We start from the raw sequence: 16,661 nt of genomic DNA on the forward strand, positions 1-16,661 counted from the left end.
CAAGACGGCTCCCAAGACCGCAATGGTGCTCGCCGCCGGCCTGGGCACCCGAATGCGCCCCCTGACCGACGACCGGCCCAAGGCCCTGGTCGAGGTGCAGGGCCGCGCCCTGATCGACCATGTGCTGGACCGGCTGGCCGAGGCCGGGGTCGAGAAGGCGGTGGTCAACGTCCACTGGTTCGCCGACCGGCTGGAAGGCCATCTGGCCGCGCGCGGACGCCGGCCGCAGATCGTCATTTCCGACGAACGCGCCGAACTGCTGGAGACCGGCGGCGGGCTGAAGAAGGCCCGCGCCCTGCTGGGCGACGATCCCGTCTTCGTCGCCAATATCGACAGCGTCTGGATCGATCACGGCGATGCGCTTGCCGACATCGTCCGCCTGTGGAATCCCGAGACAATGGACGCCGCCCTGCTGCTGGCCCGCCGCGAAGGCTCCATCGGCTTTGAGGGCGACGGCGATTTCTTCATGGCCGACGACGGGACGCTGACGTTCCGTGGCGACGCCCCCTCCGCGCCGTTCGCCTATATGGGCGTCCACATCACCCGGCCCGGCTATGCCGATCACGGCCCCGACGGGCCCTTCTCCCTCAGCCCCCTTTGGCGCAAGTCCGCCGCCGAGGGCCGTCTGTTCGGCTGCGTCCTGGACGGCGACTGGATGCACGTCGGCGACCCGCAGGCGCGCGATGACGCCGAGGCGAAACTGGCGGGAGACGCGTGAGCGCCTTCGATCCCTTCTTTGGCGACACGCCGCGCTGGTACGCCATCCCTGCGCACCGGCCGTTCCTTGAGGACCTGTCCGCCGGGGTGCTGGCCTGGCTGGGCGATCTGCCGCCCGAAACCCTGTCGGACGCCACCATCCTGTTGCCCAACCGCAGGGCCGCGCGCGCGTTCACCGGCGCCCTGTCCAAGCTGTCGCAGGGTCGCCCCATCCTGCTGCCCCAGGTGCGGCCGCTGGGTGATCTGGAGGAAGACGAGCCGCCCTTCACGCCCGGAGCCCTGGGTCTGGACCTGCCGCCCGCCATCCCCGCCCTGACGCGCCGTTTCGAGATGGCGCGGATGATCGTCGAACAGTTCGATGCGTCCCTGAGCCCGATGCGCGCGCTGGATCTGGCCGATGCGCTGGGCGGCTTCCTCGATTCCTGTCAACTGGAAGAGATTCAGAACCCCGAGCGGATCGCGACCCTGGTCGACGGCGAAATGGCCGAACACTGGGAACAGTCGGCCGAGTTCCTGGGTCTGGCGGTCGAGGCCTGGCCGAAGCGTCTGGCCGAGCTGGGTCTGGTCGATCCGGCCTGGCGCCGCGCGACCCTGCTGCGCCGCCTCGCTGAGTTGTGGGACCGCGAGCCGCCGCGCCAGCCCGTCATCGCCGCCGGTTCGACCGGCACGGTTCCCGCCGCCGGCGACGTGCTGAAGGCCGTGGCGCGGGCGCCGCTGGGCTGCGTCGTCCTGCCCGGCCTCGACCTGGATCTGGACGCCGGCGTCTGGGACCGGCTGGACGAACAACATCCGCAAAGCGCGATGAAGCGGCTGCTGGACCGCTGCGAGATCGCGCGCGAGAGCGTCCGCCCCTGGTTCCGGCCCGCCGTCTCCCCGGCCGTCGAGGCGCGCGGACTGGCGCGCCAGCGGCTCGTCAACGAGGCCCTGCGCCCCGCCGAGGCCACCGATGACTGGCGCCGCGCCATCCGCGACATCCGCTCGGCGGCCGCCGCGCGCAGTGAGGCGCGCGACCCCATCGCCGAAGGGCTGCAGGGCCTGTCACTGCTGAGCGTGCGCGCCGAGGAAGAGGCCGCCGCCGCCATCGCCCTGATGATGCGCGAGACGCTGGAGACACCCGGCAAGACCTGCGCCCTGGTCACGCCGGATCAGGCCCTGGGTCGCCGCGTCGCCGCCCGGTTGGAACGCTGGGGCGTCATCTCAGATTCGTCCGCCGGCGCCCCCCTGTCGCGCCTGCCCGCCGGCGCCCTGGTCGATCTGTGTGCGCGCTGGATCGCCGATCCGGTCCAGCCGCATCTGCTGCTCGCTGTGGTCAAACATCCGCTGGTCCGGTTCGACCTGGGCGACGCCTCTCAAGCGGCAGCCGTCGCCGCGCTGGAAGAACACGCCCTGCGCGGCCCCCGCCCGCGCGACTTCGCCGCCATCCATCGCCGCCTGCTGGAGGCGGTTCAGCCCGACCGGCGCGGCAAGGCCCCGCCCGAGTGGAAACAGGCCCGGCTGTCGGCCGCGACCCGCCTGGTCGATCAGCTTCAGGCCGCCATCGAGACCGCGACTGCCGCCTTCACGCCCGGCGCGGATCTGAACGTCGCCGCCTCGGTCCTGACCCGGCTGATCGAAACCCTGGCCGGCCAGAACGCCTGGGCCGGTCCCGACGGCGAGGCCGCCGCCGCCCTGTTGTCCGGCCTGATCGAGGGCGGGGCGTCGCTCGGTCGTATCCGCCGCGCGGAACTGGCCGAACTGGTCACGTCCGTGGTTAAGGAAAACGTCGTGCGGACCGGCGGGGCGACCCATCCGTCGCTGCGCATTCTGGGGGCCATCGAGGCGCGCTTGGTCAGGGCGGACCGGATGATCCTGGCCGGGCTGGAGGAAGGCGTCTGGCCCCAGGCGGCGCCGACCGACCCCTTTCTGTCGCGCCCGATGCGAAAGGCGCTGGGTCTGCCGCCGCCCGAACGTCGCCTGGGCCAGACGGCGCAGGATTTCGTCCAGGCCGCATGCGCCGACGAGGTCATCCTGATCCACAGCGAGCGGCGCGGCGGCCAGCCCGCCGTCCGCTCGCGCTGGCTGTGGCGGCTGGAGATGCTGACGCGCGGGGCCGGCGTGGCCTTGCCGCGTCCCACGATCGTGCTGGACTGGGCCCGCGCCCTGGACGCGCCCCCGCCCGGCCCGCCCCGGTTCGCCAAACGACCGGAGCCGCGCCCGCCGGTGCATCGCCGTCCGCGCAGCCTGTATGTCACCCGCATCGAACGCTGGGTGCGCGATCCCTACGCCATCTACGCCCTGTGGGTGCTGGGGCTGGAGGCGATGAAGCGGCCCGGCGCGTCCGCCGAAGCGCTGGCTCGCGGCAACGCCGTCCACGCCGCCATCGAACGGCTGACGCTGGACTGGCCGAACGCCCTGCCTGACGACTGCGAGGCCATCCTGCACGACCATCTGCTGCGCGAACTGGGCGCGCGCGGGTTCGAGGACGCGGCCATGGCGCGCGAGGCGCCGCTGGCCCGCAACTGCGCCCGCTGGCTGACCGAGTTCGAGCGTCGACGTCGGGCGCGCGGCGTCGACATCCTGGTGGAACAGCAGGGGACGATGACCTTCGACGCCCCGGCCGGCCCCTTCACCGTCAAGGCCTTCGCCGACCGCATCGAACTGGCATCGGACGGCGCGGCGGTCCTGGACTTCAAGACCGGGGCGGCGCCGTCCGCCAAACAGGTCAAGTCCGGCTTCGCGCCGCAGCTGACCCTGACCGCCGCCATCCTGACCGACGGGGGGTTCAAGGACACCAACGGTCCGGTCACGCCCGACGAACTGACCTATGTCCGCGTGGTGGGGCGCAAGATGGCGGGCGAAGTCGTCACCCGCGCCTCGGGCCTCGAGGCCGCCGACCTGGCCCAGGCGGCGCTGGAAGGTCTGAAGCGCCGGGTCGCGCGTTTCGACGACGAGAACACGCCTTACGTTTCCTGGGCCGCGCCCCAGTTCATGGGCAATCAGGGCGGCAACTACGATCATCTGGCCCGCGTCTGGGAATGGTCGGTGATCGGCGACGGGGACGAAGAATGAGCATCGCCCCCCAGATCGTCGCCGCCGACCCGCGCCTGACCGTCTTCGTCACCGCCAACGCCGGTTCGGGCAAGACCACCACCCTGGTCAACCGGGTGGCGCGACTGCTGCTGGATCAGGTCGATCCCGGCGCCATCCTGTGCGTCACCTACACCAAGGCCGCCGCCGCCGAGATGCAGGCCCGGCTGTTCGACCAACTGGGCGGCTGGGCCGTGCTGGACGACGAAGAGCTGTCCAAAAAGGTCGCGAAACTGGACGACGGCGACCCAAAAACTCTCGACGGCCAAGCCCTTTCCCGCGCGCGCAAGCTGTTCGCCCGCGCGCTGGAAACGCCCGGCGGACTGAAGATTCAGACCATCCACGCCTTCTGCGAAAAACTGCTGCGCCGGTTCCCGCTGGAGGCTGGGGTCTCGCCCCGCTTCACCGTGCTGGAAGACCAGGCCGCGACCGCGCTCAGCCATGCCGCGCGCGAAGATCTGGCCCGCGCCGCCGTCGCCGATCCGGACGGCCCCATCGGCCAGGCCTACAGCCATTTCGCCGTCGAGCTGGACTGGCCGCGGTTCCAGGCCCTGCTGTCGATGATCGAGGCCAGACGCGCCGATCTGCTGGACTATATCGACCGGGCCGAGGCCGGGACTGCGCCCGATCCCTGGGCCCTAACCGGCGCCGAGCGTGACCGTAGCCCGGAGGATCTGGAGCGCGACTTCGTCGCCTTCATCGATCCCGGCGAGTGGAACCGCATGGCCGAGGCCATGGAAACCGGCTCGGCCAATGACAAGAAGATCGCCGACGCCATGAGCGTCGCCGCCCCGCCCTACGCCGGGTTCGCAGCCCTTGCCGGGGTCTTCTGCACCCAGGCGGGCGAACCGCGAAAGAGCATGGGCACAAAGTCGGGGCCGCAGGGGGCGGTCGGCTGGCTGCTGGACCTCCAGACCAAATTCCTCGCCACGCGCGAGGCCTTGCGCAAGGCCAAGGTCGCCGACGATACGGTCAAGGTCCTGACCCTGGCCCGCGCCCACGCCGCCTTTTACGAAGCGGCCAAGGCCCAGCGCGGGGCGCTGGACTTCCCCGACCTAGTCGCGCGCGCCGCCGCCCTGCTGACCCAAAGCGGCGCCGCCGCCTGGGTGCTGTACAAGCTGGACGGCGGGGTCGATCATGTTCTGATCGACGAGGCCCAGGATACCGCCCCCGAACAATGGGCCATCGTGCGCGCCCTGACCGGCGAGTTCTACTCCGGCGAAAAGTCCGGCCGCACCGTCTTCGCCGTCGGCGACGAGAAACAGTCGATCTATTCCTTCCAGGGCGCGCGACCCGAACGGCTGCGCCAGGAACGCGGCGCCTTCCTCGCTCTGGCCGAGGGCGCCGGCGAACCGTTCGCCGGGCCGGAACTGAACACCTCCTACCGTTCGACCGAAGAGCTGCTGGCCTTCGTCGACGCCGTCTTCGCCGACCCCGACCGCACTCGCGCCCTGACCGGCCCGCAGGGCGATATCGCTCGACACCTGCCCGCCCGCATCGGACAGCACGGCGCAATCGACCTGTGGCCCCTGTTCCTCGACGAGCCCGCGCCCGAAACCGACGCCTGGGACGATCCGGTCGATCAGGAAGGCGCCGGCAGCGCCAGGAAACGCCTGGCCCGCGACCTGGCCCGCGAGATCCGCCGCCAGGTCGAAAGCGGCGTCGCCGTCTTCGATCGCAGCACCCGCGACCTGCGCCCAGCCGGCTATGGCGACTACATCGTCCTGGTCCGCCGCCGCGACGCGACGTTCGAGGAGATCATCAGGGCGCTGAAGACCGAAGGGCTGCCCGTCGCCGGCGCGGACCGGCTGAAGCTGTCCAGCCATATCGTTTTCGACGACCTGATCTCGCTGGCACGTTTCGCCCTCTTCCCCGACGACGACCTGTCCCTGGCCGAGGTGCTGCGCAGCCCGCTGTGCGATGTGGACGAGGACGGCCTGTATGCGCTGGCCGGGCGCGAGAACCGCAAGGCCGGCCAGCTGTGGCGCGACCTGCGCGACCGGGCGCACGAACGCCCTGAATGGGCCCGCGCCCGTGATGCGTTGCAGGCCGCCATCGACGCGCGCGACGGCGATCCCTTCGCCTTCTTCTCTCAGGCCCTGAACCGGGTGGACGATACGGGGCGGTCGGGCCGCGCCCGCATCCTGGCCCGGCTGGGGCGCGAGGCCGAAGAAGCCATAGACGAGACCCTGAACCAGGCTCTGGCCGCTGAAAATCGTGGCGCGATCGATCTGGAAACCTGTCTGGCGCAGCTGGAGGCCGCCGACGTCGAGGTGAAGCGCGAACTGGAGGGCGCCCGCGGCGAGGTCCGCGTCATGACCGTCCACGGCGCCAAGGGTCTGGAGGCGCCCATCGTCATCCTGCCCGACACCACCATGAAGGCGAAGGCGCAAGGTCCGTCCCTGATGCCTGCGGTCACGCCGGAGGGCGAAGGGGAGGCCTGGCTGATGGCGCCCGGCTCGGCGAAGGACGACTGCCCGGCCTCGGCCGACGCCCGCGCCGCGCGCCAGGCCCGCACCGACGACGAGACCCTGCGCCTGCTCTATGTCGCCCTGACCCGCGCGCGCGACCGCGTCATCGTCATGGGCCGCGCCTCCAGCCGGGGCGCCGAGGCCGGCAGCTGGTGGTCGATCCTTGAGGAAACCTTCGACCGCCTGGGCGATCAGGTGCGCGAGGTCGAGAACGGCGTGCGTCGCTATGGCGTCGACCCCGAGCGTCGCCCGGTCGCCGCCGATGAAGTGCAGCCCGTCTCCGCCCTGCCCGCCTGGGCCGCCTCGCCGCCGCCGGCCGACGCCGCCGCCCGCTTCGCCTCGCCGTCGCGGATGGAGGGCCAGGTCCGCATACCCGCCCCCTCGCCCCTCGCCCGCAGCGCGGCCGGCGGCGCCGCGCTGGGCCGGTTCCGGCGCGGCGACCTGATCCACCGGCTGCTGGAACGCTTGCCCGAGATCGCGCCCGCCGACCGCCCCGACGCCGCCCGACGCCTGCTGGCCCGCGAGACCGATCTGGACGAGGCCCAGCGCGCCGAGATGATCGCCGCCGCCTTCTCCGTGCTGGACGACGCCCGCTTCGCCCCCGTCTTCGGTCCCGGCTCCCGCGCCGAAGTCGCCCTGACGGGGTCCGCGCCCGACCTGCCGCCCGGCGTCGCCATCAACGGCCGCATCGATCGGCTGGTGGTCACGCCGGAACGGGTTCTGGTCGTCGATTACAAGACCAACCGCCCTGCGCCAGACGCCGTCGAGGCGGTCGATCCCGCCTATGTGCTGCAGGCCGCCGTCTATGTCGCCGTGCTGAAGCGCCTCTATCCCGATCGCCCGGTCGAGGCCGCCCTGGTCTGGACCGACGGGCCCAAGCTGATGCCCATTCCCGAAACCCTGCTGGCGGCGGCGCTCGCGGGCAGTTGAATTGCCCGCGATTCGCTCCCACATCTGCGACCGAACCCGGACGCTCCGGCCAACATCAACCTGCGCTCAAGCAGCGAGGCGCCGCGCGCCGAGCGATAGCGCCCAAGGAGCCATTCATGGCGACAGTGAAAGTCACCGACGAAAGCTTTGACGCCGACGTCCTGAAATCCTCGACCCCGGTCCTGGTCGATTTCTGGGCCGAATGGTGCGGCCCCTGCAAACAGATCGGCCCGGCGTTGGAACAGATCGCCGACGAACTGGGCGGTCAGGTCACCGTGGCCAAGATCAACATCGACGACAGCCCCATTACCCCGTCCAAGCTGGGCGTGAAGGGCATTCCGACCCTGATGCTGTTCAAGGACGGCCAGATGGCTTCGATGAAGGTCGGCGCCATGCCCAAGGGCAAGATCGTCGAATGGCTGGCCGAGGCCGGCGTCAAGGCCTGAGCCTTTTCGACCCTGTCAGATCAAACGCCCGCCGGTCCGACCGGCGGGCGTTTTTCATGCTAGGATGGCGCCATGAGCGACGAAGACACCCCGAACCCGGCTGACGACATCCCCGGCGAGACCCCGGTCCAGAAGGCTCTGCGCCTGAAGACCGCCAAGCTGGATGCGCGCGCCAAGCCGCCGCGCGGCGGTCGCTTCCAGCGCGAACAGGCCGCCCGCATCGCCGCCGGCAAGTCCAAGCCCTGGATGACGCGCTAGATCGGCCAGGTCTCCTCGCTGGCGCCCAGGACCTCGCCGGCCAGATACAACGAGCCGCAGATGGCGACCCGGCCCGCTCCCAGGCGCAGCGCCAGGTCCAGCGCCTCGGAAACCGAACCCGCCGGGGTCGCCGCCAGCCCATGCCCGCGCGCCACGGCCGCCAGCGCCGTCGGCTCGGCTGCGGCCCCGTCGAAGCCGACGGTGAAGACGGTGGCGTGGCTGTCCTTCAGCGCGGCGAAGAACCCGCCCGCGTCCTTGTTTGACAGCATTCCGCAGATCAGGGCCAGGGGACGCGGCGCCCGCGCCTGACGCTCGGCCAGAAACGCCGCCAGCGCCCGCGCCGCATGGGGATTGTGCCCCCCGTCCAGCCATAGCTCCGCCTCCGCCGCCTTGGCCGCAGCGCCATAGGGGCCGCCCGAAATCCGTTGCAGCCGTGCGGGCCAGCGCACGCGTTTCAGCCCTTCGGCGATCGCGGCCTCGGGCAGGTCCAGTTCGACCGCCGCCGCCACGGCCAGGGCCGCATTGTCGATCTGGTGCGCGCCTGCCAGGGCCGGCGCCGGCAGGTCCATGAACAGTTCGGCCGTCTGGAACGCCAGACCGCCCCGCTCGGCCCAGGCGTCGAAGTCCACGCCCAGAACGGTCAGCCGCGCATGGACGTCCGTCGCCCGTCGTTCGATGGCGGCCATCGCTTCTTCCTTCTGGCGCGCGATCACGGCCGGCGCTCCAGCCTTCAGCACCCCTGCCTTTTCCGAGGCGATGGCGGCCAGATCCGTGCCCAGGAACTCCGCGTGGTCGTAATCGACCGGCGCGATGACGCTGAGCAGCGGCCGTTCGATGACGTTTGTGGCGTCCAGCACCCCGCCCAGACCCACTTCGATGATGGCCAGATCGGCGGGCGTCTCGGACATGGCCAGGAAGGCGGCGGCGGTGGTGCTTTCGAACACCGTGGCCTCGCTGTCCGTCTCGGCCATGACCGCCTCGATCCGGTCCAGGATCGCGTTCAGATGGTCGTCCTCGATCAGCGTTCCGGCCAGCCGGATCCGTTCATTAAACCGCACCAGATGGGGCGAGGTGTAGGCGTGCACCTTCAACCCCGCCGCCTCGGCGATGGCGCGGATCAGCGCTACGGTCGATCCCTTGCCGTTGGTGCCCGCCACATGGATCACCGGCGGCAGCTTGTGCTGCGGATCGCCAAGGGCCGCGCACAGCACGCGCATTCTTTCCAACGAAAGGTCGATCCGCTGGGGGTGGCGCGCGCGTAATCGTTCGGAGACGGGATCCATCCGCCTCCTTTACCTCCTGATTTCGAGAACCGCGACATGACTTCCAGGCCGCAGATCAGAACCGCGGCGCGCCTCGTCCTCGCGGCCGTCTTCCTGGGCGCCGGCGTGCTGCATCTGATGGTCCCCGGCCCTTTCGTGCGGATCACGCCGGCGTGGGTTCCGCAGCCGGCCCTGGTCGTGGCCCTGACGGGGATCGCCGAACTGCTGGGCGCGACGGGTCTGATGATCCCGCGCCTGCGGGTCGCCGCCGGTTGGGCGCTGGCCGCCTACGCCGTCTGTGTCTATCCGGCCAACATCCAGCATGCCGTGAACTTCATGACGTCGGGCGCAGGGCTAGGTTGGGCCTATCACGGCCCGCGCCTGCTGTTTCAGCCGGTCATCGTCTGGTGGTGCCTGTGGGCCTCGACCGCGATCGACTGGCCCTTCAGACGGTCTCAGGCGGCGGCGCGCGTCCCGCCCATCAGCATGGACAGGATCTGACCCAAGGTGCGCGGCAGGTCGGCGCGGGTCACGACCCGGTCCACCATGCCCTTTTCCTGCAGATATTCGGCGCGCTGGAAGCCGGGCGGCAGTTTCTCGCGGATGGTCGCCTCGATCACGCGCGGACCGGCGAAGCCGATCAGGGCGCCGGGTTCGGCCAGATGCACATCGCCCAGCATGGCGTAGGAGGCCGTCACCCCGCCCGTCGTCGGATCCGTCAGGACCACGGCGTAAGGCAGTCTGGCGTCCTTCAGCTCTTCGATGGCCAGGGTGGTGCGCGCCATCTGCATCAGCGACAGGGCGCCCTCCTGCATCCGCGCGCCGCCGGCGGCGGTGAAACAGACCAGCGGAACCTTGCGGCTGACCGCCTCGCGCGCCGCCTTGATGAAGGCCTCTCCCGCCGCCATGCCCAGCGACCCGCCCATGAAGGTGAAGTCCTGGACGATCACGACCGCGTCCTGACCGCCGACCGAACCATAGCCGATGGCCATGGTGTCCTTGCGGCCCGCGGCCTTGCGCGCGGCGTTCAGACGATCCTTGTAGGATTTGCCGTCCGAGAATTTCAGCGGATCTTCCGGCACGTCCGGCGTGTCGATGGACTGGAAGACGCCGTCGTCGAAGGTGGCCTTCAGGCGCGTCGTCGCGTCGATGCGCATATGCCGGCCCGAAGGCGTCACCCAAAGGGCGGCCTCCAGGTCCGAGCGATACAGCATCTCGCCGCTGTCGGGATCCTTGACCCACAGATTGTCCGGGGTGTCGCGGCGCGACACGATCTTGCGCACGCCGGGCGCAAAGCGGCTCAGCCAGCCGCCGCGCTTTTCCTGAGGCTTGGTCTTGTCGTTCATCCGCGCGCTCTTAGACGGTTTCCGCCACGGAAGCACTAGCGGCGACGGATCGAACCGCATCGCCCAGCGCCTTCACCCGGGCCAGAACGCGCGCCGCGACGGGTTCGTTCGCCTCCAGCGCCGCCGCCACCTCGTCCACCAGGGCCGAACCCACGACCACCGCATCGGCGACGCGGGCGATCTCGGCGGCCCGTTCCGGCGTCTTGACCCCGAAGCCGACCGCGACCGGCAGGCCCGAAGACTTGCGCACCCGCTCGACGGCTGGCGCCACCACGTCGGCGTTCGCTTCCTTGACGCCCGTCACGCCCGCGACGGCGACGTAATAGACGAAGCCCGACGTGCCCTGGACCACGATCTTCAGCCGCTCGTCGTCCGAGGTCGGCGTCGCCAGGCGGATCAGCGAGATCGAAACCTTGTCCAGCGCCTCGATCAGCGGTCCGGCCTCTTCCGGCGGACAGTCCACCACGATCAGCCCGTCGATGCCGCAGTCAGCGGCATAGGCGGCGAAGGCGTCATAGCCCAGGCTCTCGATCGGGTTCAGATAACCCATCAGCACGATCGGCGTCGCGTCGTCGCCCTGACGGAACTCTCTGGCCAGATCCATGGTCGAGCGCAGGCCGAAACCCGCCGCCATGCCCCGGATCGCCGCCCGCTGGATCGGCGGCCCCTCGGCCATCGGATCGCTGAACGGAAAGCCCAGTTCGATGATGTCGGCGCCCGCAGCCGGCAGGCCGTTCAGGATCTCCAGCGCCTCTTCGCGCGACGGATCGCCGCCCATCACATAGGGAATGAAGGCCGCACGGCCCTCGGCCTTCAGCGCCTTGAAGCGCGCATCGATACGGGCGGTGGTCATGAGATTGCCTGACAAGATTTTCGCGGCGTCTCTAGGGATGCTGCAAACCATTGGAAGTCTGTGATCGGATAGCATCGAGAGCCGTAGGCGATATCAAATCCTGATGGGATCAGGCGCCGATCACACACCATCTGATCGCGCACAAATGCACGTTCTATAAATCGCATATTTCCGGCCTTGTCACAGACGGCAATATCAGCCGACCGAGCAATCACTAGGTTTACCGCCTGCACCGAATTTTCGGGTGGTGATGACGCACACGAAACCAGCAAAGCCATCAAGCCAACGATGGCAACGCGGTTCATTGCGGCTGCGCCGGAACCTGACCGACGGGCGGGGTCGCGGCCGCAGCAGCCGCGCACACGTCGCCCGGAATGGTGGCGAAGCCCAGATAGCCGGGCAGCTCGGCGACGGCGGTCTTTGTGGTGTCGTAGAAGGCGACCATCTGCATCCCGTCGCAGCCGCCGGCCTCGCGGCGCTTGATGAAGACGACGCGGTTGTCGTCGCCGCCGGCGGCCAGCCAGTTCTTGGTCTCCAGATCGGCGATATAGGCGTCGGCCAAGGCGCCGATCTGGCCCAGCTGTGCGGTCACGCACCAGGCCCGCCCCGTCAGATTGTTCAGCCCCCCGCAATCGGGCGACAGCTCCGCGCCGGGCAGCAGGCCGACGTCGGCCGGACCGCCCTGCTGCGCCGACTGCGGCGCAGCGGGGGCCGGCGTCTGGCTAGGCGTCTGGGCCTGCGCAACGGCGGCGGACAGGCTCAGAACGGCGGTCGCCGCAAGAAGGGTACGGATCACAGGTTCACTCCCAGATGTTTGGCGACCTGGAAGATGTCCTTGTCGCCGCGCCCCGACATCAGCAGGACGACGTCGCCGCCCTTGCCGACTTCGCGCGCCACTTCGCCCGTCCGCGCCAGGGCGTGGGCCGGTTCCAGCGCCGGAATGATGCCTTCCAGCTTCGAGCATAGCTGGAAGGCTTCCAGCGCCTCATTGTCAGTCGCCGAGCGGTATTCGGCCCGGCCGATGTCGTGCAGCCAGGCGTGTTCCGGCCCGATGCCGGGATAGTCCAGCCCGGCCGAGATCGAGTGCCCCTCGACGATGTTGCCGTCCTCGTCCTGAAGCAAATAGGTCCGGTTGCCGTGCAGCACGCCCGACCGCCCGCCCTTCAGCGAGGCCGCGTGATCCGGCGTATCCAGACCATGGCCGGCCGCTTCGACGCCGATCAGGCGCACGCCCTCGTCCTCGATGAAGGGGTGGAAAGCGCCGATGGCGTTCGACCCGCCGCCGATGCAGGCGACCACCGCTTCGGGCAGCTTGCCCATCCGGGCCATCGACTGGCTCTTGATCTCCTTGCCGATCACCGACTGGAAATCGCGGACCATTGCCGGATAGGGGTGCGGACCCGCCGCCGTGCCGATGATGTAATAGGTGTCCGAGACGTTGGTGACCCAGTCGCGCATCGCCTCGTTCATCGCATCCTTCAGGGTCGCGGCGCCGGCCGTGACCGAGAAGACTTCCGAACCCAGTAGACGCATGCGGAAGACGTTCGGCTGCTGCCGCTCCACGTCCACCGCGCCCATATAGACGGTGCAGGGCAGGCCGAACCGCGCCGACACGGTCGCCGAGGCCACGCCGTGCTGCCCCGCGCCGGTCTCGGCGATGATGCGCGTCTTGCCCATGCGACGGGCCAGCAGGATCTGGCCCATGCAGTTGTTGATCTTGTGCGCGCCCGTATGGTTCAGGTCCTCGCGCTTCAGCCAGATGTTCGCCCCGCCGAAATGTTCGGTCAGGCGTTCGGCGAAATACAGCGGGCTCTCGCGACCGACGTAATGCTCCAGATAACCGTCCAGTTCGGCCTGGAAACCGGGGTCCGCCTTGGCCGCCTTGTAGGCCGCGTCCAGCTCATGTATCAGCGGCATCAGGGTCTCGGCCACGAACTGACCGCCATACGGACCGAAGCGACCCTGCGCGTCCGGCCAGGCATAGGCGTTCGACAGCGGCTGGGTGGAATCGGCGGCTTGGATTGGGGCCATGATGGGAGTCTGGGCGTTCACGGTTTCGACTTTCACGCGGAGAGGCGTCGCAATTACGACCGGCGCGCATTTTGGATGAAGGCCGCGATCCGGTCGGCGTCCTTAACACCCGGCGCGCTTTCCACGCCAGAGGACACATCGACCATGGGCGCGCCCGTCATCCTCAGCGCCTCGGCCACATTGTCCGGGTTCAGCCCCCCGGCCAGGAACCACGGATGGCGAAAGGCGCGGCCGGCCAACAGGGTCCAGTCGAAGCTGTGCCCCACCCCGCCGGGCAGGGCCGACCCCTCCGGCGGCTTGGCGTCGAACATCAGATGATCGGCATGATCATCCCACGCATCGGCGGCGGCGAAGTCGTCCGCCTGGCGGATGGGCAAGGCTTTGATCACCCCCGTCCCCGTCAGCGCCCGCACCTGTTCCGCCCGCTGCGCCGTCTCAGACCCGTGCAACTGGATGAAGTCGGGCCTCAGCGTCCGGGCGATCTGTTGCAGCAGGGCGTCGTCGGGATCGACCGTCACCGCCACGATCTTCGCCCGCCCCCGCGCCCGCTCGAACAAAGCGGTGGCGGCTTCGGGCTCCAGATGGCGCGGGCTTTTTGGAAACACCACCGCCCCCACGAAATCCGCCCCGCCCTCCAGCGCAGCGTCCAGCGTTTCCGGCATGGTCAGGCCGCAGATCTTGATCTTGGTGGTCATCCCTCGACCTGCGCGTCCGATCCCGCGGGCGTCAAGAGCTTCAACCCACGCGCTCGGGCGCCGAAAAAATCGAGGCGACCTCGTCCATCGTCGCGAGGCGCCACTGACCGGGCGCCAGATCGGCAGGCAGGACCAGTCCGCCCAGCCGTTCGCGATGCAGGGTCTCGACATGGTTTCCGGCGGCGGCGAACATGCGCCGCACCTGGTGATAGCGGCCTTCCGTCACGGTCAGCAGGGCCTCGGTCGGCGAAACCACCTCCAGCACCGCCGGCGCCAATGGCTTGTCCTCGCCCTCCAGCACCAGCTCGCCCGAAGCGAACAGCGCGCCTTCCGTGCCCGTCAGCGGTCGCGCCAGACCCGCCCGGTAAACCTTGGCCACATGACGTTTGGGACTGATCACCCGGTGCAGCAGGTCGCCGTCGTCCGTCAGCAGCAGCAGACCCGTCGTCTGCTTGTCCAGCCGTCCGATGGTCGAGATGGCAGGATCGCGCGCCCGCCAGCGCCCCGGCAGGATGTCATAGACCAGGGCCCCCTCTTCCTTGTGGGAACAGGTCATGCCCAGCGGCTTGTTCAGCAGGATCACCAGCCCCTGCACGGGGTCCAGAGGCTCGCCGTCGATCTCCATCCGGCTCGGCAGGTCCGGCGTCACGGGGATGCGTTTGGACACGTCCGTCAGGTCCGCCCCATCCAGCACGATGCCGCCCGCCTTGGCCATCCGCGCCATCTCGGCGCGTGATCCATAGCCCATCGAGCCCAGCAGGCGGTCGACCCTCGACGTCGGGACCTTATTCATGCGCTACCGCCCTTCGGACTGTTTGAGCGCAGTCACTTCACCGCCTCGAACAGTTTGTAGCCGCCCGCCTCGGCGACCAGCCGGACCCGCTTGAACGCCGCGTTCAGCTCGGCCTCATACGGCAGGTGCCGGTTGGCCACGACCCAGGCGACGCCGCCCTTTTTCAGAAGCTCGGCCGCCTTGCGGATAAAGGCCTGACCCAGCCGCCGGTCCTCGGCCCCGCCGTCGTGGAAGGGCGGATTGCTGACCACGAAATCCTTGTCGCCCTCGGCCTCCAAGGTGCGGGCGTCAGACCACCACACCTTGGCGCGGTCGTCCTCGATATTGCGGCGAGCGGCCTGGATGGCGCGGCGATCCAGATCGACCATCTTCAGCTTGGTCACGGCGGGCGAGCGCAGCACCACGATCGACAGCGCGCCATAGCCGCAGCCCAGATCGACCCCCTCGCCCTTCATCGCCGGCAGATGTTCGGCCAGCAGCGCCGAACCCGGATCGATCCGGTCCCAGGCGAATACGCCGGGCTGCGACCAGGCTTCCAGTCCCGGCACGATCTGCGGCCCGCCGGCGGCGATGGCCTCGTCCAGCCCCTCGACCGTTTCGGGTCGAATGACGACGCAGCGGCGATGATGCGCCTTGGCGGTCTCGGCGACCTCCAGGCCGAACGTCTTCAGTTCCTTGCCCAGGCGTGATCCGCCCTTGTCCTTGGGCGCCATCACGTCCAGCCGTCCGCCGACCTTCAGCGCCCTCAGCGCCAGGGCCAGCACATAGCGCCGCTCCAGCACGCCGGGCGGGGCGTAGATCATGACGCTGTCGGCCGAGCCGGGGTCCTGCGCCTCCAGCGCCGCCGAGTCGGGGATCAGGGGCGAGGTCTGGATCGCATCGCCGGGCGGATCGAAGATGACCGGAGGGCGGCCATACAGAAGCGTGGTCATGGTCTCAGAACCCCGCCTGCAACAGCGCCAGACCCACGACCCCGACCACGATCCGCCACCAGGCGAAGACGCCGAAGCCCCGCTTGGATACGAAATCCAGCAGGAACCGCACCACAGCCAGGGCCGAGATGAAGGCCACGACAAAGCCCACGACGATCAGGCCGATGTCGCTGAAATCCAGCGTCTTGTGGTTCTTCAGCAGGTCATAGGCCACCGCCGCCCCCATGGTGGGCAGGGCCAGAAAGAAGCTGAACTCGGCTGCCGACCGCTTGTCGGTTTTCAGCAGCAGGCCGCCGGCGATGGTGGCGCCGGACCGCGACACGCCGGGGATCATGGCCAGGCACTGGAACAGGCCGATCAGGAAATAGATGCGCATCGGATAGGCCTCGGCGTCCAGCCACCTGGGCTTTTTGTCCATCCGGTCCAGCAGCAGCAGGATCACCCCGCCGACGATAAGGGCGATGCACACCACCTGCGGCGTCTCGAACAGCACCGTCTTGATGAAGTCATAGGCCAGGAAACCGATCACGACGGCCGGCGCGAAGGCGACCAGCAGCCCGATCAGGAACCGGCGCGCCTCGGCGTCGAAGGGCCAGCGCGTCGCCAGGGTCCATAGCTTTTTGAAATAGACGCTGACGATGGCCAGCAATGCGCCCAGCTGGATCACGATCTCGAAGGTCTTGCCCGCGCTCTCGAAGCCCATGAAGTGGCCCAAGAGCAGCATATGGCCGGTGGACGAAACGGGAATGAACTCGGTCAGCCCCTCGACCAGACCCAGAATGATGGCGGCAAGCCAGTCCGACATGAGACCCTCGAAAACCAATGCGCCCGGAACGCGCCGCGCCCGGATGCCTTCCCCCT

16 protein-coding genes are annotated in these 16,661 nt (G+C 69.2%); 6 read left to right on the top strand and 10 right to left on the bottom strand.

Annotated features, from left to right (window positions below):
* Positions 1-22 precede the first annotated feature (22 nt).
* The 5 genes from murU to ABIB58_RS11100 all read left to right on the top strand — a co-directional run bounded on the left by murU (position 23) and on the right by ABIB58_RS11100 (position 7,888).
* Positions 23-718, top strand: coding sequence for an N-acetylmuramate alpha-1-phosphate uridylyltransferase MurU (gene murU / locus ABIB58_RS11080; RefSeq protein WP_039246022.1), 696 nt, complete (start codon positions 23-25; stop codon positions 716-718).
* Positions 715-3,765: a double-strand break repair protein AddB gene (gene addB, locus ABIB58_RS11085; RefSeq protein ID WP_354040902.1), complete on the top strand. Its 3,051-nt coding sequence runs from the start codon at positions 715-717 to the stop codon at positions 3,763-3,765. Before murU ends, addB begins: the two co-directional genes overlap by 4 nt.
* Positions 3,762-7,184, top strand: coding sequence for a double-strand break repair helicase AddA (addA, locus tag ABIB58_RS11090; protein WP_354040904.1), 3,423 nt, complete (start codon positions 3,762-3,764; stop codon positions 7,182-7,184). The genes addB and addA overlap by 4 nt, the downstream gene beginning before the upstream one ends.
* A 116-nt stretch (positions 7,185-7,300) precedes the next feature.
* A complete protein-coding gene (gene trxA / locus ABIB58_RS11095) occupies positions 7,301-7,630 on the top strand; it encodes a thioredoxin (protein WP_045810610.1) in 330 nt (109 codons plus the stop codon).
* Positions 7,631-7,702: 72 nt separating this feature from the next.
* Positions 7,703-7,888, top strand: coding sequence for a hypothetical protein (locus ABIB58_RS11100; protein WP_017506225.1), 186 nt, complete (start codon positions 7,703-7,705; stop codon positions 7,886-7,888).
* Here the strand turns inward: ABIB58_RS11100 and ABIB58_RS11105 are convergent.
* Complete coding sequence (locus ABIB58_RS11105) at positions 7,885-9,171, bottom strand: bifunctional folylpolyglutamate synthase/dihydrofolate synthase (RefSeq protein WP_185225239.1); 1,287 nt, start codon at positions 9,169-9,171, stop codon at positions 7,885-7,887. The two genes, ABIB58_RS11100 and ABIB58_RS11105, sit on opposite strands and share 4 nt — an antisense overlap.
* Positions 9,172-9,207: 36 nt before the next feature.
* Between ABIB58_RS11105 and ABIB58_RS11110 the strand changes: the two genes are divergently transcribed.
* Entirely contained in the window at positions 9,208-9,651 is a 444-nt protein-coding gene (locus tag ABIB58_RS11110) for a DoxX family protein (protein ID WP_354040907.1), read from the top strand.
* On the opposite strand, the gene accD is transcribed toward ABIB58_RS11110, so the two are convergent.
* From accD to ABIB58_RS11155, 9 genes are read right to left on the bottom strand one after another with little or no spacing between them, the layout of a single operon-like run.
* Positions 9,606-10,496, bottom strand: coding sequence for an acetyl-CoA carboxylase, carboxyltransferase subunit beta (gene accD, locus ABIB58_RS11115; RefSeq protein ID WP_354040909.1), 891 nt, complete (start codon positions 10,494-10,496; stop codon positions 9,606-9,608). The genes ABIB58_RS11110 and accD overlap by 46 nt on opposite strands.
* Before the next feature lie 10 nt (positions 10,497-10,506).
* A complete protein-coding gene (gene trpA, locus ABIB58_RS11120; protein WP_295185057.1) occupies positions 10,507-11,349 on the bottom strand; it encodes a tryptophan synthase subunit alpha in 843 nt (280 codons plus the stop codon).
* A complete protein-coding gene (locus ABIB58_RS11125; protein ID WP_137720820.1) occupies positions 11,346-11,654 on the bottom strand; it encodes a hypothetical protein in 309 nt (102 codons plus the stop codon). The genes trpA and ABIB58_RS11125 overlap by 4 nt, the downstream gene beginning before the upstream one ends.
* Complete coding sequence (locus tag ABIB58_RS11130) at positions 11,651-12,145, bottom strand: hypothetical protein (RefSeq protein ID WP_354040912.1); 495 nt, start codon at positions 12,143-12,145, stop codon at positions 11,651-11,653. Before ABIB58_RS11130 ends, ABIB58_RS11125 begins: the two co-directional genes overlap by 4 nt.
* The gene (gene trpB, locus ABIB58_RS11135) at positions 12,142-13,380 is read right to left on the bottom strand and encodes a tryptophan synthase subunit beta (RefSeq protein WP_354040914.1); all 1,239 of its coding nucleotides are present in this window, start codon (positions 13,378-13,380) and stop codon (positions 12,142-12,144) included. The genes ABIB58_RS11130 and trpB overlap by 4 nt, the downstream gene beginning before the upstream one ends.
* A 53-nt stretch (positions 13,381-13,433) precedes the next feature.
* On the bottom strand, positions 13,434-14,075 hold the full coding sequence (locus ABIB58_RS11140; RefSeq protein ID WP_354040916.1) for a phosphoribosylanthranilate isomerase: 642 nt from the start codon (positions 14,073-14,075) through the stop codon (positions 13,434-13,436).
* Between the two features lie 40 nt (positions 14,076-14,115).
* Positions 14,116-14,868 carry a pseudouridine synthase gene (locus tag ABIB58_RS11145; protein ID WP_354040919.1) on the bottom strand — a complete coding sequence of 251 codons (753 nt, stop codon included), beginning with the start codon at positions 14,866-14,868 and terminating at the stop codon, positions 14,116-14,118.
* Positions 14,869-14,900: 32 nt separating this feature from the next.
* On the bottom strand, positions 14,901-15,800 hold the full coding sequence (locus tag ABIB58_RS11150) for a class I SAM-dependent methyltransferase (RefSeq protein WP_354040921.1): 900 nt from the start codon (positions 15,798-15,800) through the stop codon (positions 14,901-14,903).
* A 4-nt stretch (positions 15,801-15,804) separates the two neighbouring features.
* Positions 15,805-16,605 (bottom strand): undecaprenyl-diphosphate phosphatase, encoded by an 801-nt coding sequence (locus ABIB58_RS11155; protein ID WP_112863434.1) that lies wholly within the window; start codon positions 16,603-16,605, stop codon positions 15,805-15,807.
* Positions 16,606-16,661 lie beyond the last annotated feature (56 nt).

This window comes from Brevundimonas sp. UYEF29 (genome assembly GCF_040546195.1).
Taxonomy (GTDB): Bacteria; Pseudomonadota; Alphaproteobacteria; order Caulobacterales; family Caulobacteraceae; genus Brevundimonas; species Brevundimonas huaxiensis.